This is a genomic window from Kribbella sp. WER1, from assembly GCF_054189145.1.
This window is the reverse complement of the sequence record NZ_CM135186.1, coordinates 799,988-815,627: the sequence shown is the minus strand read 5'-3', so window position 1 is coordinate 815,627 and position 15,640 is coordinate 799,988. Positions and strand designations below refer to the sequence as shown.

The following is a 15,640-nucleotide window of genomic DNA, read 5'->3' as shown; positions in this document are numbered from 1 at the left end:
GCGCTCACCGAAGCTGCCGCGCCGCCGCCTCGTCCAGCAGCCACAGCGTGCGGTTCCGCCCCTTCGGACGGGCCGCGGGTACGTCGCCGTCGGCCAGCGCCTTCGCGACCGCCTCGGACTTGTCGGCACCCGACACCACGAACCAGACCTCGCGCGCCCGGCCGAGCGCCGGCAGCGTCAGCGACACCCGGGTCGGCGGCGGCTTCGGCGAATCGTGCACAGCGACCGCGTCCGCGTCCGTCACCCCGACCTGCGGGTACCCCGGGAACAGCGACGCGACATGCCCGTCCGGACCGACCCCGAGCATCAGTACGTCGAACGCCGGCGAACCGGCCGCCGCGAGCTCGGCGCCGTACGCCGCGGCCGCCGCCTCCGCGCCCTGACCGGTGTCGGCCGCCATCGGATGCACCCGCGCCGGGTCGACGTCCAGCGCCGACAGGAACGCGTCCCGCGCCTGGGTCTCGTTCCGCTCCGGGTCACCGGCCGGCAGGAACCGCTCGTCGCCCCACCAGAACTCGACCCGCCGCCAGTCGACCTCGACCCGGGCCGGCGACTCGGCGACCGCCTGGTACACCTTCGCGGCCACCCGGCCGCCGGTCAGCACAACCTGCGCGACGCCGCCGGTGCTCTGCGCGTCGACGAGCGCCGTGATCAGCCGCCCCGCCACCGAGAACGCCAGGTCCTCGGCGTCGGGATGAATCACCAGCTCCGGATCCACAGTCATCGCTTCGCAGCCTTCTTCACAACGGTCTTCTTGGCCACACTCTTCTTCGCCACGCTCTTCTTGGCGGCTGCCTTCTTCGCCGGAGCCTTTTGAGCGACCACCTTCTTGGCCGCGGCCGAAGCCTTGACCGGCGCCGACTTCCGCGCCGTCTCCGCGACCTTCTTCTTCTCGGCCGGCATGCTGTCCCGCTCCACCATGCACGCGAGCGTCTTCGCGTACACGTCGTCCGGATCCAGCCGCCGCAGCTCCTCGCTCAGCAGCTCCGATGTCGTCCGCCGCTTCAACGCCACCGGACGGTCCGGCTGCCCCGGCACGCTGAACGTCGCCACCGCGCCGTCCGGCCGGGTCAGCGCGATCGCCCCCGACGGCGTGAACAGCCGTACGGCGGTCACACCCGGACCGCGCGACGTCCGCTGCTCCACCGGCACCTTCAACCGCGACTGCAGCCACGCGGCCATCAGGTCCGCGCTCGGATTGCCGCGCGCCGCCGACACCTCCGCACCCGTCACCCGCGTCGGGTACTGGTCGAGAGCGGCCGCCATCAACGCCCGCCACGGCGTCAGCCGCGTCCACGCGAAGTCGGTGTCGCCCGGCGCGTACCCCTCGGCCCGCGCGCTGTAGTCCACCGACGCCCGCCGCGTCGCCGCCGCGTCCGTCACCCGCCGCCGGCCCAGCTTGCCCAGCGGATCCTCGGCCGGAACCCGCGGACCGCCGCCCGGCCACCACACGATGACGGGGGAGTCCGGCAGCAGCAGCGGCGTGATCACGGACTCCGGCACCTTCGCCAGCTCACCGTGCAGCCGCAGCAGCACCGCCTCGCCCGGAATTCCTTCACCCACGCGGACTTCGGCGTCCAGCCCGGGTGCGCCCTTGCCCGGCCGCAGGATCGCGACCAGCACCCGCGAGGGATGCTCGCGGCCGGCCTCGTTCGCGGCCTTCATCGCGTCGTGGTGGGACGCCTCGTCGACGACCACCACGATCGTGCCGACCATGCCCATCGCGGGCGACCCGGCGTTCCGGCGGGCCTTCAGCAACGCCGAGGCGATCTCGCTCGACGTGGTGTCGGTCAGGTCGATGATCATGGCCGCCTCCAGGCACGTCCGTCACGGGCGAGCATCTCGTGCGCCGAGTCCGGGCCCCAGTCGCCGGACGGGTACTGCTCCGGCTTCCCGTGCCGGGCCCAGTAGTCGAGCACCGGGTCGAGGATCTTCCAGCCGAGCTCGACCTCGGTGTGCTGCGGGAACAGCGGCGGATCACCGAGCAGTACGTCGAGGATCAGCCGCTCGTACGCCTCCGGGGAGGACTCGGTGAACGAGCCGCCGTACGCGAAGTCCATGTTGACGTCGCGGATCTCCATCGACGTCCCGGGCACCTTGGCGCCGAACCGGACCGTGATGCCCTCGTCCGGCTGGATCCGCAGTACGAGCGCGTTCTGGCCGAGCTCTTCGGTCTCGGTCTTGGTGAACGGCAGGTGCGGCGCGCGCTTGAACATCACCGCGACCTCGGTCACCCGGCGGCCGAGCCGCTTGCCGGTCCGCAGGTAGAACGGGACGCCTGCCCAGCGGCGGGTGTCGACGTCGACCCGGAGCGCCGCGAACGTCTCGGTCGCCGACGTCGACGGGATGCCGTCCTCCTGCAGGTACCCCTTGACCTTCACGCCACCGGCCCAGCCGGCGGCGTACTGCCCGCGGGCCGTGTGCAGGTCGAGCCGCTCCGGCAGCGTGACGGCGTTCAGGACCTTCTTCTTCTCCTGCCGCAGCGACCACGCGTCGAAGCTCACCGGCTCCTCCATCGCGATCAGCGCGAGCAACTGGAGCAGGTGGTTCTGGATCACGTCGCGGGCGGCGCCGATGCCGTCGTAGTACCCGGCGCGGCCGCCGATGCCGATGTCCTCGGCCATCGTGATCTGGACGTGGTCGACGTAGTTGCTGTTCCAGATCGGCTCGAACATCGCGTTCGCGAACCGCAGCGCGAGGATGTTCTGGACGGTTTCCTTGCCCAGGTAGTGGTCGATCCGGAAGACCGCTTCGGGCGGGAACACCGACTCGACGACGTGGTTCAGCTCGCGGGCGCTCTTCAGGTCGTGACCGAACGGCTTCTCGATCACCACCCGCCGCCAGGAGCCGGGCTTCTCGTCGGTCAGCCCGTGCTCGGACAGCTGCCGGACCACCTCCGGGAACAGCCCCGGCGGGATCGACAGGTAGAACGCGTGGTTCCCGCCGGTCCCGCGGGTGACGTCCAGTTCGTCGACGGTCTCCCGCAGCCGCTTGAACGCCTCGTCGTCGGTCAGGTCACCCGGCACGAACCGGAAGCCCTCGGACAGCTGCTGCCAGACCTCCTCGCGGAACGGAGTCCGGGCGTGCTCCTTCACCGAGTCGTGCACGATCTGGGCGAAGTCCTGGTTGGTGTAGTCCCGGCGGGCGAACCCGACCAGGGCGAATCCCGGGGGCAGCAGCCCCCGGTTCGCCAGGTCGTAGACCGCCGGCATCAGCTTCTTCCGGGCCAGGTCCCCGGTGACGCCGAAGATCACCAGGCCGCACGGCCCGGCGATCCTCGGCAGCCGCCGATCCTGCGGATCGCGCAGCGGGTTCACCGGACCAGTCGGCTCCTCGTCGAGCTCAGCGGTCATGGCCGCGTTCCTCCCGTGATACGTGGCTACTTGAACAGGGACAGGAGCTGCTGTACGCCGGCAGCGACGTCGGTCAGGTGCAACCGCAGCACCGGACGCCCGCGCTCCGCCAGTACGTTCGCGTCACCGGCGGCCTGCGCCGAGATCAGCGTGCCGAACGTGAACGGCCGGTCCGGGATCTCCACGTCGGTCGGGTGCGCACCGGTGACCTGCAGGTACACGCCCTCCGGGTGGCCGCCCTTGTGGTACTGGCCGGTCGAGTGCAGGAACCGCGGTCCCCACCCGAACGTGGTCGGGCGGCCCGTCGTCGACGCCACCGCCGGGCGGATCGCGACCAGGTCGGCGTCCCGCTCGGAGTCGAGGTACGCCATCACCGCGACATAGCCCTTGTCCCCGAGCTTGCCGAGCAGCGCGTCCACTGCACCCTGCAGCGAGTCGACACCGTCCAGCAGACCCACGGAACCGCGAACCTCGACGGCACCTTCTGTGAAGGCCGCCGCCTCCGGCGTTGGCTGCGCGTCGAGCAGACCGCGCGCGGCCTTCTTCGCGCTCTCCACGTCCGGCTGGTCGAACGGGTTGATCCCGAGCAGGTAGCCCGCGACCGCCGTCGCCGTCTCCCACAGCAGCATCTGCCCGCCGAGCGACCCCGACGTCAGCGCCGTCGGCACACCACTCGTCGCCTTCTCCGCAAGGAGCGCGTTGGTCAGGTCGGCCGCGTCGCTGCGCAGCTCCGGAGCCCCGACCTCGACAGCAACAGGCAGTACGCCGGTGCCGTTCTTGCCGGTGCTCTCCGCGATCAGCTGCTCGGCCCAGTCCGGGAACCCGACGATGTCGGACCCGTCGGCCGTGATGATCGCCTTGTCCCGGCCCGCGCTCGCCGCCAGTACGGCGCCCAGCCAGAGCGCCGGGTTGTCGGTCGAGTCGGCCTGCAGCGCCGGAGCGGCCTCGGCCGCCTGGTCGAGCAGCTCGGCGATGTCCGCCCCGGCCAGACCGGACGGCACCAGGCCGAACGCGGTCAGCGCGCTGTACCGGCCGCCGATGTTCGGGTCGGCGAGGAACGTCTTGCGGTACCCCTCGTCCTTCGACAGCTTCTCGAACGGCGACCCCGGGTCCGTCACGACCACGATCCGCGACGCGGCGTCGATGCCCGCGTCGGTGAACGCCTTCGCGAACGTACGCCGGTGGCTGTCGGTCTCGACCGTCCCGCCGGACTTGCTGGACACCACGATCACGGTCTTCGACAGATCACCGTCGAGCGCACGCTTCACGACACTCGGGTCGGTGGAGTCCAGTACGACGAGCTCGACGCCCGCCGTCCGGGTGATCACCTCGGGCGCCAGCGACGAGCCGCCCATGCCGGACAGCACGATCCGGTCCAGGCCCTCGGCACGCAGGTCGGCCTGCAGCGCCTCGATCTCGGCCAGCAGCGGCCGCGAGGTCTCGTGCAGGTCGACCCAGCCCAGCCGGATCGACGCCTCGTGCTCGGCCTCCGGGCCCCAGATCGTCGCGTCCTTGGCGGCGATCCGGGAGGCGATCTTCTCGGCGACGAGCTTGTCGACGACCTCGGCCCAGTCGCCGTTCTGCGTGCTTACCTTCGGAGTCGTCACTTGGCGGCCGCCTTGAGTGCCGCGGTGACGGTGTCCTGCAGCTCCGACCAGGACGCGTCGAACTTCGCGACGCCCTCGTCCTCGAGGATCTGCACGACCTCGTCGTACGAGATGCCCAGCCGCTCCAGGTCGTCGATCACCTTCTGGTCGGCCGCGTAGTTGCCGCGGACCGTGTCACCGGAGAACTCGCTGTGCTCGGCGGCCGCGTTGATGGTTGCCTCCGGCATCGTGTTCACGACGCCCTTGGTGACCAGGTTGTCCACGTACAGCGTGGGGGAGTACGACGGGTCCTTGGTGCCCGTGGACGCCCACAGCGGGCGCTGCGGCTTCGCGCCGGCGGTCTCGATCTCGCGCCAGCGGTCGGTGTCGAAGATCTCCTCGTACGCCTGGAACGCGAGCCGGGCGTTGGCGATCGCGGCCTTGCCCTTCAGAGCTTTCGCCTCGTCGGTGCCGATCGCGTCCAGCCGCTTGTCCACCTCGGTGTCCACCCGGCTGACGAAGAACGACGCGACGCTGGCCATCTTGCTGACGTCGTGGCCGTTCTCGATGGCCTGCTCGAGGCCGGTCAGGAACGCGTCCGCGACCGCCTTGTAGCGCTCCAGCGAGAAGATCAGCGTGACGTTGATGCTGATCCCGGCGGCCAGCGCCTGGGTGATCGCCGGCAGCCCCGCCTTGGTGGCCGGGATCTTCACGAAGACGTTCTCCCGGCCGACGATCTCCCACAGTTGCTTGGCCTGCGAGACGGTCCCGGCGGTGTCGTGCGCGAGCGTCGGCTCGACCTCGATCGACACCCGGCCGTCCTGGCCCTCGGTGTCGTCGTACGTCGGCTTGAACACGTCGGCGCCGTCGCGGACGTCGCTGGTGGTGATCACCCGGATCGCCTCGTCGGTGGACACACCCTGGGCGGCCAGCTTGCCGATGATCTCGGCGTACGCGTCCGCGTCCGAGATCGCCTTCGCGAAGATCGTCGGGTTCGTGGTCACGCCGGTGACGTGCTTGTCCTCGATCAGGGCCTGCAGGCTGCCGCTGGTCAGCCGCTCGCGGGACAGGTCGTCGAGCCAGATGGAGACACCCGCGTCGGCGAGTGCTTTCAAGCGATCGTTCATGGTTCCGATGCCTTCTTCCGGATGTGGTGTCAGTTGGCCATGTGGGAATCGGCCGGTCCGACCGGCCCGGCGGCGGAACGGCCGGGCGGAACACCCGGACCGCTGATCTGAGCGGCGGCGGCGATGCTGTCCTTGGCGGCCTGGACGACGGCGTCGGTGGTGATGCCGAACTCGTCGTACAGCGTCTGGTACGCCGCGGAGGCGCCGTAGTGCTCGAGGCTGACCGAGCGGCCGGAGTCGCCGACGATGTCGTGCCAGCTGAGCGCGATCCCGGCCTCGACCGAGACCCGGGCCCGCACGTCCGCCGGGATGACGGTCTCGCGGTACGCGTCGTCCTGCTCGTCGAACCACTCCCGGGAGACCATCGAGACCACGCGGGCCTTGATGCCCTCCTCGGCGAGCTTGGCCCGCGCCTCGACGGCGAGCTGCACCTCGGAGCCGGTGCCGATCAGCACCACGTCCGGCGTACCTTCGGTGTCGAGCAGGACATACCCACCCTTGTGCACGTTCTCCGTGGTCGCGAAACCCTCGGCGCCGCGCGGGAAGGTCGGCACGTTCTGCCGGGTCAGCACCAGGCCGGCCGGGCGGTCGGTGTGTTCGAGGATGGTCGCCCACGCGGCGGCCGTCTCGTTCGCGTCACCGGGGCGGACGACGTCCAGGCCCGGGATCGCCCGCAGCGCCGACAGGTGCTCGATCGGCTGGTGCGTCGGACCGTCCTCGCCGAGACCGATCGAGTCGTGCGTCCACACGTACGTGACCGGCAGCTTCATCAGTGCGGCGAGCCGCACCGACGGGCGCATGTAGTCGGAGAAGACCAGGAAGGTGCCGCCGTACGGACGGGTCAGGCCGTGCAGGGCGATGCCGTTGAGGACCGCGCCCATCGCGTGCTCGCGGATACCGAAGTGCAGCACCCGGCCGTACTCGTCGCCGGAGAACTCCTTGGTCGAGTACTCCGCCGGAATGAAGGACGGCTGGCCCTTCGGGGTGGTGTTGTTCGAGCCGGCCAGGTCGGCCGAACCGCCCCACAGCTCGGGCAACTCCGGCGCGAGCTTGGACAGCACGTCACCGGACGCGGCGCGGGTCGCGACACCCTTGGCGTCGGCGTCCCAGCTCGGCAGCGCGTCCTGCCAGCCGGCCGGCAGCTCCCGCTTCTGCAGCCGGGCCAGCAGCCCGGCACGCTCGCCGTTCGCGGCCTTCCAGGTCTCGAAACCCTTGTCCCACTCGGCTTCCAGCGCCTTGCCGCGGTCGAGGGCCTTGCGGGTGTGCGCGATCACGTCGTCGGCGACCTGGAACGTCTGCTCCGGGTCCCAGCCGAGCACCTTCTTGGTGGCCGCGACCTCGTCGGCGCCGAGCGCCGAGCCGTGGATCTTGCCGGTGTTCTGCTTGTTCGGAGCCGGCCAGCCGATGATCGTGTGCAGCCGGATGAAGCTCGGCTTGTCGGTGACCGCCCTGGCCGCCTCGAGCGCGTCGTACAGCGCCTGGACGTTCTCCTCGTAGCCCGTGCCGCCGTTGGTCCAGTCGACGTCCTGGACGTGCCAGCCGTACGCCGCGTAGCGGGCCGCGACGTCCTCGGACAGCGCGATGTCGGTGTTGTCCTCGATCGAGATCTTGTTCGCGTCGTAGATGACGGTCAGGTTGCCGAGCTTCTGGTGCCCGGCCAGCGAGGACGCCTCGGACGCGACGCCTTCCTCGATGTCGCCGTCGGACGCGATCACGTAGACCTGGTGGTCGAACAGGCTCTCGCCCTTCGGCGTGTCGGGGTCCAGCAGGCCGCGCTCGCGGCGGGCTGCCATCGCCATCCCGACCGCGTTGCCGACACCCTGGCCGAGCGGGCCGGTGGTGGTCTCGACGCCCGGCGTGTGCCGGTACTCCGGGTGGCCCGGGGTCCTGCTGCCCCACGTCCGCAGCGACTTCAGGTCGTCCAGCTCGAGGCCGAAGCCGGCCAGGTACAGCTGGATGTACAGGGTCAGGCTGGAGTGGCCCGCGGACAGCACGAACCGGTCGCGGCCGGCCCAGTGCGGGTCCGCCGGGTTGTGCCGCATCACCTTCTGGAACAGCAGGTACGCCGCCGGCGCCAGGCTCATCGCCGTACCGGGATGCCCGTTCCCGACCTTCTCGACCGCGTCCATCGCGAGCACCCGTACGGTGTCGACCGCGCGCTGGTCGAGCTCGGTCCATTCAAGCTTGGTCTTCTCCGTCACGCCGGCGGCGCTCCTCTCGATGGAAGTCTTCTGGGTACCCACTCAGGATGAGCCTACTGTGACCAGGACCGTCCGCTGGGTACCACTCGACTGTTTGTCAACCGTTCAGCTCGACTGCCTGTTCCCGGCTCCCGAAGGGGGGTGTGCGAACCCTCCTACGGGGCGTCGTAGACTGCTGAACCGTCAGCGCTGGGCAACCGGCGTCAACCCAGATTGTTCGAGGTGTTCGTGACCGCCGTCGACCCGCGTCCAGCCGCGACGACGTCGTACCCGACGCCGCTGCCGGACGCTCCTGCTGCATCGCCAGCTTCCGTGAGTCCGTCGGTGCGCGACGTGGTGAAGGCGTATGTCGGTCTGACCAAGCCGCGCATCATCGAGCTGCTGCTGGTGACCACGGTGCCGGTGATGTTCCTGGCCGCCGACGGCGTGCCGGGGCTCAAGATCGTGGTGGCGACGCTGATCGGCGGCATCCTGGCCTCCGGCAGCGCGAACACGATCAACTGCGTGTTCGACCGCGACATCGACGAGCAGATGCGCCGGACCCGGCGCCGCCCGCTGCCGCGGCACGCGGTCAGCCCGCGCTCGGCGACCACGTTCGGCGTCGTGCTCGGCGTGCTGGCCACGCTGGAGCTCGGCTTCTTCGTGAACTGGCTCTCCTCCGGCCTGGCGCTGGCGGCGAACCTGTTCTACGTCTTCGGCTACACGATGGTGCTCAAGCGCCGGACCGTGCAGAACATCGTCTGGGGCGGGATCGCCGGCTGCTTCCCGACCCTGATCGGCTGGACCGCGGTCACCGGCAAGCTGGCCTGGACGCCGGTCGTGCTGTTCCTGGTGGTGTTCTTCTGGACGCCGCCGCACACCTGGTCGCTGGCGATGCGGTACCGCGAGGACTACGCGTCGGTCGACGTACCGATGCTGCCCGTGGTCGCCACCCCGGTCGCCACCGCACGGCAGATCATGGCCTACTCGGTGATCATGGTCGCCACCTCGATCGCGCTCTGGCCGATCGGTCACACCGGGTACGTGTACCCGCTGGCCGCGGTCGTGCTCGGCTTCGTGTTCCTCCGCGAGGCCCGTCGGCTGCTGCTCCGGGCGCACACCGGCGCGGACGGCGCGGCGCTGCGGCCCATGCGGCTGTTCCACTTCTCGAACATCTACCTGGCGCTGCTGTTCATCGCGGCCGCGATCGACCCGCTGCTGCGTTGAGTTCTGCGCTGAGTTTGCGCTGAGTTTCTGTTGGGTCGCGCTGAGTTTCAGCTGAGGTTTTCGGCCTTCGCCCGTTGACCTCGCCGTGATCTTTTGCTGCGATGGTCCGGTCTGTGGAGGGGGATTCCACGCCTGGGGAGACAGGGATTCCTAGGGCGTCAGGGGGCAACACATGGGGGTACGAACACGCGTGGCCGCGCTCGCGGTTCTCGCACTGACCGGGTCGCTGCTGTTCGCGGGACAGGCCGACGCCGGTGGCAACCACTCGAGACTGCGCCCGGTCGCGACCGGGCTGGACGGCCCGCGCGGCGTCTCGACGTACCGGAACCAGGTCATCTACAGCGTCACGGACGGTTCCGTGTACGCGACCGACGGGCACCGGACGTGGAAGCTGGCCACCGTGCCGGGCACCGGCGGCTTCCCGCCGGCGATCGACACCAGCAACCGGGGCGTGACGTACGCGCTGACCGGGGCGGGCGGTGAGCCCGGGCAACCACCGGTGCCGGGCAGTTCCACGTTGTACCGGCTGTGGCAGGGCAAGGCCGTCAAGGTCGCGGACATTGCGGCGTACCAGAAGACCGACCCGGATCCGTACGACCTGGAGAACAACCCGACGGACTCGAACCCGTTCGGCGTCGCCGCGCTCGCGGACGGCACCGTCCTGGTGTCCGATGCCGCTGGCAACGACCTGCTCCGGGTCTGGCCGAACGGCCACATCAAGACCGTCGCGCGGCTCAAGCCCCGCACGGTCAAGGTCCCGTCCGGCCTGCCCGCCACGGGTCCGGACGGCAGCCCGCTGCCACCGGCGGGTACGCCGATCCCGGCCGAAGCGGTCGCCACCTCGGTGACGGTCGGCTCGGACGGCTACTGGTACGTCGGCGAGCTCCGCGGCTTCCCGGCGACGCCGGGCACGTCGGAGATCTGGCGGATCAGGCCGGGCTCGGTGGGCGCGGTGTGCGACCCGGTGAATCCGTCGAAAGGTAACTGCAAGCGGTACGCCGACGGGTACACGTCGATCGTCGACCTGGCCGGCGGGCCGCACGGGAAGCTCGCCGTGGTCGAGCTGGCGAAGGCGAGCTGGCTGCAGTTCGAGCTGACCGGCAAGCCGCAGGTCGGTGCGTTGTTCGTGCAGTCCCGCGGGCATCGGACCGAGCTGGCCAAGGGGCAGCTGATCCTGCCCGGCGGCGCGGCGTTCAGCCGCCGCGGAGACCTGTACGTGTCGGCGCCGGTCTTCGGGCCGGGCGCGGTCTACCAGGTGCGGTAGCCGTCACTCCGGTTCCGGGATGAGGATGCTGGCGAGAGCGACCCGGCGAGCACCGGGTCGCTCCTGCCGGTACGGCGCCAGTAGGTCGTTGAGCTGGTTCTGCAGCGCGGGCAGGTCGCCGTCCCCGACGTACAGCGGGCCCATCCCGAAGCCGAGGTAGTCGCGCAGCTCTGCGTCCTCGGCGGCCAGGAACTTGTCGAAGGTCTCGCCGAGCAGGCCGAGGAAGCTCAGGAAACTGGTCCGGAGCTGGGCCGCGTCCATCGCCCGGATCTCGTTCAGGTCGGCGACCGCGAGCCGTTCACCGAGGGCGAGTGTGCGTTCGGTGGTGCCGCGGACCTTGCGCTCGGCCACCACGGCGAGGATGCCGGCGTCGATCAGTGCCGCGACGTGCCGGTAGAGCGTCGCCTGGGTGATCTCGGGCAGTGCCGCGCGGAGCTGGGTGGTGGTCAGCTCCCGGCCGCCGAGCTGCTGGATGATCCGCAGCCGGGCCGGGTGCATGACGACGTCCGCGATCGGTGAGTCCTTCGGCACGGTGGTCTCCTGACCATTATCAGTCTGATAATGTTATCGCTCTCAGGTTGATAATAGTCGGAGAGGGGACGCCATGGTGCCGATTCGGGTGGCCGGGCTGAGCAAGACCTTCGGGGCGGTGCACGGGGTGCGCGAGGTGACGTTCACCGCTGACGCCGGCCGGGTCACCGGGTTCGTCGGGCCGAACGGGGCGGGGAAGTCCACCACGCTGCGGATGCTGCTGGGCCTGATCCGCCCGGACGCGGGCAGCGCGTTGTTCGGTGACACGGCGTACCGGGAGCTGCCGGACCCGACCGGGACGGTCGGTGCCGTCCTCGACCTCGCGGCCGCGCATCCGGCGACGAGCGCGCGGGCGCACCTGCGGACCGTGTGCGACCTGAGCGGGCACGACCGGTCGCGGGTCGATGCGGTGATCGAGGCCGTCGAGCTGACCGGGTACGCCGGCCGGAAGGTCCGCGGGTTCTCGACCGGGATGCGGCAGCGGCTCGCGCTCGCGACCGCGCTGCTCGGCGACCCCGGCGTACTGGTGCTCGACGAGCCGTCGAACGGGCTCGATCCGGCCGGCATCGTCTGGCTGCGGACGTTCCTGCGGTCGCTCGCGGACGAGGGGCGGACCGTCCTGATCTCCAGCCACGTGCTCACCGAACTGCAGTACAGCGTCGACGACCTGGTGCTGATCGACCGCGGCCGGATCGCCTGGTCCGGCGGCCTGGCGGACTTCACCGCCCACGGGACGACGCTCGAAGAGGCGTTCCTCACGCTGACCACGAAGGAGCTGACGGCATGAAGAACCTGATCCGCGGCGAGCTCACCCGGCTGTTCTCGACCAGGCTGCCGCTCTGGGCGCTGATCGCCGCGGTGGCGTCCGGCGGCGGGCTGACCGGCATCCTCGCGCTGACCGGCCCGGAGAACGCGACCCCGCCGATGCCCGGTATCGACAACCCGGCCGGCGCGGGCATGGTGGTCGGCCTGACCGGCCTGTTGCTGTTCGTCCCGGCGCTGTTCGGCACGATCGCGGTCACCAGCGAGTACCGGCACCGGACGATCGGTACGACGTTCCTGGCCGCACCGCGACGCGGCCGGGTGCTGTCCGCGAAGCTCGTCGTCTACGGCCTCGGCGGCCTCTGCTACGGTCTGATCGCGTCCGTCACGTCCGGTCTCGCGCTGCTCGGCGCCGCCCTGGTCCGCGGTGTCACGCTGACGATCGCCCCGGCGGATCTGCTGCTCCTGCTGACGAAACTCGCCGTGGTCGCGGCCGTGTACGTCGTCATCGGGGTCGCCGTCGGCGCACTCGCCCGGCACCAGCTCGTTGCCGTCGGCATCGTCCTCGGCTACTTCTACTTCCTCGAGTACGTGCTGATGATCCTGCCCGGCGTGAACCGGCTGTACCCGTACCTGCCCGGCGGCGCGACGTCCTCGCTGACCAGCTTCACGTTCCTCACCGACACGATCGCCGACCAGACCTCCAGCCACCTCGGCACCCCGCTCCCACCGGTCCTGGCCGCCCTGGTCCTGCTCGGGTACGCCGCCATCGGCGCAACCGCCGCCGCTGTAGTCCCGCTACGTCGGGACCTCACCTAGTCAGCACAAGGCCGCCTCCAGGTCGCCCCACCAGCCGCTGACGTTGCCACCGTTTGAGTGGTTAACCTCCAAGCCGGCCCGTCTGCCGCCCGCATGCCGGGTGTCAACCAGCCAGTCCAGAGGTTAACCACTCAAACGGGCGCCTCGGGTCGCGCGGGGCGGGGCAGGGTGGGCGGGCGGCTGCCGGGGGAGGGCTCAGGTTGCCGGGGTGCCGCGTTCGCCGTAGACGGCGGTGACCAGGGCGATCAGCAGGCCGGCCAGGAACATGTGGACCAGCACCACACCCCACGGCAGGCCGGTGAAGTACTGCGTGAAGCCGACCGCGCCCTGTAGCAGCTCGATCGCGAGCAGCCAGGCGGCCAGCTTCCGGAGCGTGCGCGAGGTCGCGGTCACCCGGGTCGCGATCACCAGCGCGATCGTGATGCCGAACAGGCCGAACACGAAGTCCGCGTGCAGCTGGCTGACCAGCGCGGGGTCGAACCCGTTCCGCCCGGTCTGCGGGTCGCCGGAGTGCGGCCCGGCGCCGGTCGTCACGGTGCCGAGGGCAACGGTCAGCCAGACCGCGACCACCGCGGCGGTGGCGAGCGCGCGGACCACCGGGGGAGTGTGCGGGTACGGGCTGGTCCGGGAGCGGCGCATCATCGACACCGCCAGCGTGATGATCACCGGCGAGACCAGGAAGTGCGCCGACACGATCCACGGGTTCAGGCCGGTGAGTACGGTGATGCCGCCGATCACGCCCTGCATCGGTACGCCGAGCGCGGCCGCGGTCGCCAGTCGGCGCAGATCCCGCCGGATCGGCCGGTACCGCATCACGACCAGCCAGGTCAGGATCGCGACGATCGCGACCACGAACCCGAGCATCCGGTTGGTGAACTCGATCGCGCCGTGGATGCCGAGCGCGGCGTGCGGGACGTACGACTCGTCGGTGCAGGACGGCCAGGTCGGGCAGCCCAGGCCGGACCCGGTCAGCCGGACCAGTCCACCGGTCACCACGATGCCGATGTTCACCACGATCGACGCCCACCCCCAGCGCCGGACGACGTCCAGGCTCGGCTCGGGGATCAGGCGCCAGAACCTGCTGACCGGCTCGCTCTCCTGGGGCGGGGTATCCGTGCTCATCACCGGGACACTCTAAAGCTCAGTCCCATGTGAACGTCCGGGAGACCAGGTATCCGAGCACCGCGGCCCACAGCGCCAGCGACAGTGCGGCGGCCCAGGGGATCACGCCATGGATGGTCGAGTTCGAGATCCCGCTCGCCAGCGCGGCGCTCGGGAGCAGCCGGACGACGGCCTGCATGCCGTGCGGGTATTCGTCGACCGGCGTCATGATCGCGCCGCCGACCAGCAGCAGCAGGTACAGCAGGTTCGCCGCGGCCAGCGTCGCCTCCGCCCGGAGTACGCCGGCCATCAGCAGGCCGAGCGAGGCGAAGGCCGCCGTACCGCAGAGGACGGTCAGGATGACGCCCACGACGGCGGCGACTCCGCCGACAGGTTTCCAGCCGAGGGCGAAGCCGGCGCCCATCAGGATGACGAGCTGGATCGCCTGGACGATCAGGACCGCGCCGATCTTGCCCGCGAGGAGCCCGGTGCGGGAGAGCGGGGAGGCGCCGAGGCGTTTGATCACGCCGTACCGGCGCTCGAAGCCGGTGGCGATGGCCAGTGAGGTGAAGGACGAGGAGAGGACCGCGAGCGCGAGCACGCGGGGGACCGCCTCGTCGATCGGCCGGCCGGAGCCGAGCGGCAGCCGGTCGCCGAGGCCGGTCGCGCCGAGCAGCAGCAGGACGCCGAGCGGGATGACCAGTGCCAGCAGCAACTGCTCGCCGTTGCGGACCAGGAGCTTGAACTCCATCCGGGTGTGCGCAAGCACCTTCTGGCCCCAGGGCGCGCTGCCCGGCTGCGGTGCGTACTTGCTCATCCACGTCCTCGCTTCGCTCCGGGCGCGGATGAGGGCCGAGGTCGACTGCGCCTGATGGTGACCTCGCTTCGCTCGCTCACGTCTCGTGCCTAGGTGTGGTGAGCTCGAGGAAGACGTCCTCGAGGGACTTGGTGTGGTGTTCGGTGAGCGAGTCCGGTGTACCGGAGGCGATCACCTTGCCCGCCGAGACGACGTGCACCTGGTCCGAGAGCTGTTCGGCCTCGTCCATCGCGTGCGTCGTCAGCACGACCGTGACGCCGTCGTCGCGGAGGTCGCGGATCAGCTGCCAGATCTCCCGGCGGCCGTGCGGGTCCAGCCCGGTGGTCGGCTCGTCGAGGAACGCCAGCTCCGGCCGCCCGACGATCGCCAGCGCGAACGACAGCCGCTGCTTCTGCCCGCCGGACAGCCTCCGGTACGGCGTCCGCCCGCAGCTGCCCAGGTCGAGGCGCTCCACGAGCGCGGGGACGTCGAGCGGGTGGGTGTGCAGCGTCGCGACGTACCGGAGCATCTCGACGGCCCGGACGCCGGACCAGGCGCCGCCCTCCTGGAGCATCACGCCGATCTTCGGCATCAGCTCGTCGTGGTCGGCGAGCGGGTCCAGGCCGAGCACCCGGACACGGCCGGACTCCGGGCGCCGGAAGCCCTCACAGGTCTCCACGGTCGTGGTCTTGCCGGCACCGTTCGGGCCGAGCACGGCCGTCACCGTGCCGGCGGTTACGGTGAGACTCAGACCGTCGACCGCGGTCTTCTCGCCGTACCGCACGACGAGCTTGTCGATCTCCACCGCGACTGGCACAAACCGCAGCATAGAGAAGAAAAGAACCCTCGCTCCGCTCGGGGTTGGGGAGGAGGACCCTCGCTCCGCTCGGGGTG

At 70.5% G+C, this 15,640-nt stretch carries 14 protein-coding genes; 4 read left to right on the top strand and 10 right to left on the bottom strand.

Translation table 11 applies throughout. The features are described 5' to 3' along the window. Nucleotides 1-4 precede the first annotated feature (4 nt). The 6 genes from pgl to tkt are packed head-to-tail and all read right to left on the bottom strand — an operon-like array spanning nucleotide 5 to nucleotide 8,267. Nucleotides 5-724 (bottom strand): 6-phosphogluconolactonase, encoded by a 720-nt coding sequence (gene pgl / locus ACXJJ3_RS04055; RefSeq protein WP_458168568.1) that lies wholly within the window; start codon nucleotides 722-724, stop codon nucleotides 5-7. After that, nucleotides 721-1,806, bottom strand: a complete 1,086-nt coding sequence (locus ACXJJ3_RS04050; RefSeq protein ID WP_458168567.1) for a glucose-6-phosphate dehydrogenase assembly protein OpcA — start codon at nucleotides 1,804-1,806, stop codon at nucleotides 721-723. Before ACXJJ3_RS04050 ends, pgl begins: the two co-directional genes overlap by 4 nt. After that, nucleotides 1,803-3,353: a glucose-6-phosphate dehydrogenase gene (gene zwf / locus ACXJJ3_RS04045; protein WP_458168566.1), complete on the bottom strand. Its 1,551-nt coding sequence runs from the start codon at nucleotides 3,351-3,353 to the stop codon at nucleotides 1,803-1,805. Before zwf ends, ACXJJ3_RS04050 begins: the two co-directional genes overlap by 4 nt. A gap of 26 nt (nucleotides 3,354-3,379) precedes the next feature. After that, entirely contained in the window at nucleotides 3,380-4,960 is a 1,581-nt protein-coding gene (locus tag ACXJJ3_RS04040; protein ID WP_458168565.1) for a glucose-6-phosphate isomerase, read from the bottom strand. Continuing rightward, the gene (gene tal / locus ACXJJ3_RS04035) at nucleotides 4,957-6,066 is read right to left on the bottom strand and encodes a transaldolase (RefSeq protein WP_458168564.1); all 1,110 of its coding nucleotides are present in this window, start codon (nucleotides 6,064-6,066) and stop codon (nucleotides 4,957-4,959) included. Before tal ends, ACXJJ3_RS04040 begins: the two co-directional genes overlap by 4 nt. A gap of 29 nt (nucleotides 6,067-6,095) precedes the next feature. After that, nucleotides 6,096-8,267: a transketolase gene (tkt, locus tag ACXJJ3_RS04030; RefSeq protein ID WP_458168563.1), complete on the bottom strand. Its 2,172-nt coding sequence runs from the start codon at nucleotides 8,265-8,267 to the stop codon at nucleotides 6,096-6,098. A 228-nt stretch (nucleotides 8,268-8,495) separates the two neighbouring features. On the opposite strand from tkt, the gene ACXJJ3_RS04025 reads away from it, so the two are divergent. Next, the gene (locus ACXJJ3_RS04025) at nucleotides 8,496-9,473 is read left to right on the top strand and encodes a heme o synthase (RefSeq protein ID WP_458172021.1); all 978 of its coding nucleotides are present in this window, start codon (nucleotides 8,496-8,498) and stop codon (nucleotides 9,471-9,473) included. A 172-nt stretch (nucleotides 9,474-9,645) separates the two neighbouring features. Then, nucleotides 9,646-10,737, top strand: a complete 1,092-nt coding sequence (locus ACXJJ3_RS04020) for a ScyD/ScyE family protein (protein ID WP_458168562.1) — start codon at nucleotides 9,646-9,648, stop codon at nucleotides 10,735-10,737. Nucleotides 10,738-10,740: 3 nt separating this feature from the next. Here ACXJJ3_RS04020 and ACXJJ3_RS04015 read toward each other — a convergent pair whose 3' ends face one another. Beyond that, nucleotides 10,741-11,268 carry a helix-turn-helix domain-containing protein gene (locus tag ACXJJ3_RS04015; protein ID WP_458168560.1) on the bottom strand — a complete coding sequence of 176 codons (528 nt, stop codon included), beginning with the start codon at nucleotides 11,266-11,268 and terminating at the stop codon, nucleotides 10,741-10,743. A 73-nt stretch (nucleotides 11,269-11,341) separates the two neighbouring features. Here ACXJJ3_RS04015 and ACXJJ3_RS04010 point away from each other — a divergent pair, with 73 nt between their 5' ends. After that, nucleotides 11,342-12,055, top strand: coding sequence for an ABC transporter ATP-binding protein (locus ACXJJ3_RS04010; RefSeq protein ID WP_458168559.1), 714 nt, complete (start codon nucleotides 11,342-11,344; stop codon nucleotides 12,053-12,055). Next, nucleotides 12,052-12,849: an ABC transporter permease gene (locus ACXJJ3_RS04005; RefSeq protein WP_458168558.1), complete on the top strand. Its 798-nt coding sequence runs from the start codon at nucleotides 12,052-12,054 to the stop codon at nucleotides 12,847-12,849. The genes ACXJJ3_RS04010 and ACXJJ3_RS04005 overlap by 4 nt, the downstream gene beginning before the upstream one ends. Nucleotides 12,850-13,044: 195 nt before the next feature. Here ACXJJ3_RS04005 and ACXJJ3_RS04000 read toward each other — a convergent pair whose 3' ends face one another. The 3 genes from ACXJJ3_RS04000 to ACXJJ3_RS03990 all read right to left on the bottom strand — a co-directional run bounded on the left by ACXJJ3_RS04000 (nucleotide 13,045) and on the right by ACXJJ3_RS03990 (nucleotide 15,563). Beyond that, nucleotides 13,045-13,971 (bottom strand): COX15/CtaA family protein, encoded by a 927-nt coding sequence (locus tag ACXJJ3_RS04000; protein ID WP_458172020.1) that lies wholly within the window; start codon nucleotides 13,969-13,971, stop codon nucleotides 13,045-13,047. Nucleotides 13,972-13,990: 19 nt separating this feature from the next. Beyond that, the gene (locus ACXJJ3_RS03995) at nucleotides 13,991-14,767 is read right to left on the bottom strand and encodes an ABC transporter permease (protein ID WP_458168557.1); all 777 of its coding nucleotides are present in this window, start codon (nucleotides 14,765-14,767) and stop codon (nucleotides 13,991-13,993) included. A gap of 76 nt (nucleotides 14,768-14,843) precedes the next feature. Next, nucleotides 14,844-15,563: an ABC transporter ATP-binding protein gene (locus ACXJJ3_RS03990; RefSeq protein WP_458168555.1), complete on the bottom strand. Its 720-nt coding sequence runs from the start codon at nucleotides 15,561-15,563 to the stop codon at nucleotides 14,844-14,846. Nucleotides 15,564-15,640: the final 77 nt, after the last annotated feature.

Excerpts from the sequence above, each read along its gene's own strand:
- ACXJJ3_RS04050 (WP_458168567.1), bottom strand. The coding sequence starts at position 1,806 with ATGATCATCGACCTGACCGACACCACGTCGAGCGAGATCGCCTCGGCG.
- ACXJJ3_RS04020 (WP_458168562.1), top strand. The coding sequence starts at position 9,646 with ATGGGGGTACGAACACGCGTGGCCGCGCTCGCGGTTCTCGCACTGACC.
- zwf (WP_458168566.1), bottom strand. The coding sequence starts at position 3,353 with ATGACCGCTGAGCTCGACGAGGAGCCGACTGGTCCGGTGAACCCGCTG.
- ACXJJ3_RS04005 (WP_458168558.1), top strand. The coding sequence starts at position 12,052 with ATGAAGAACCTGATCCGCGGCGAGCTCACCCGGCTGTTCTCGACCAGG.
- pgl (WP_458168568.1), bottom strand. The coding sequence starts at position 724 with ATGACTGTGGATCCGGAGCTGGTGATTCATCCCGACGCCGAGGACCTG.
- ACXJJ3_RS04000 (WP_458172020.1), bottom strand. The coding sequence starts at position 13,971 with ATGAGCACGGATACCCCGCCCCAGGAGAGCGAGCCGGTCAGCAGGTTC.
- ACXJJ3_RS03995 (WP_458168557.1), bottom strand. The coding sequence starts at position 14,767 with ATGAGCAAGTACGCACCGCAGCCGGGCAGCGCGCCCTGGGGCCAGAAG.
- tal (WP_458168564.1), bottom strand. The coding sequence starts at position 6,066 with ATGAACGATCGCTTGAAAGCACTCGCCGACGCGGGTGTCTCCATCTGG.
- ACXJJ3_RS04010 (WP_458168559.1), top strand. The coding sequence starts at position 11,342 with ATGGTGCCGATTCGGGTGGCCGGGCTGAGCAAGACCTTCGGGGCGGTG.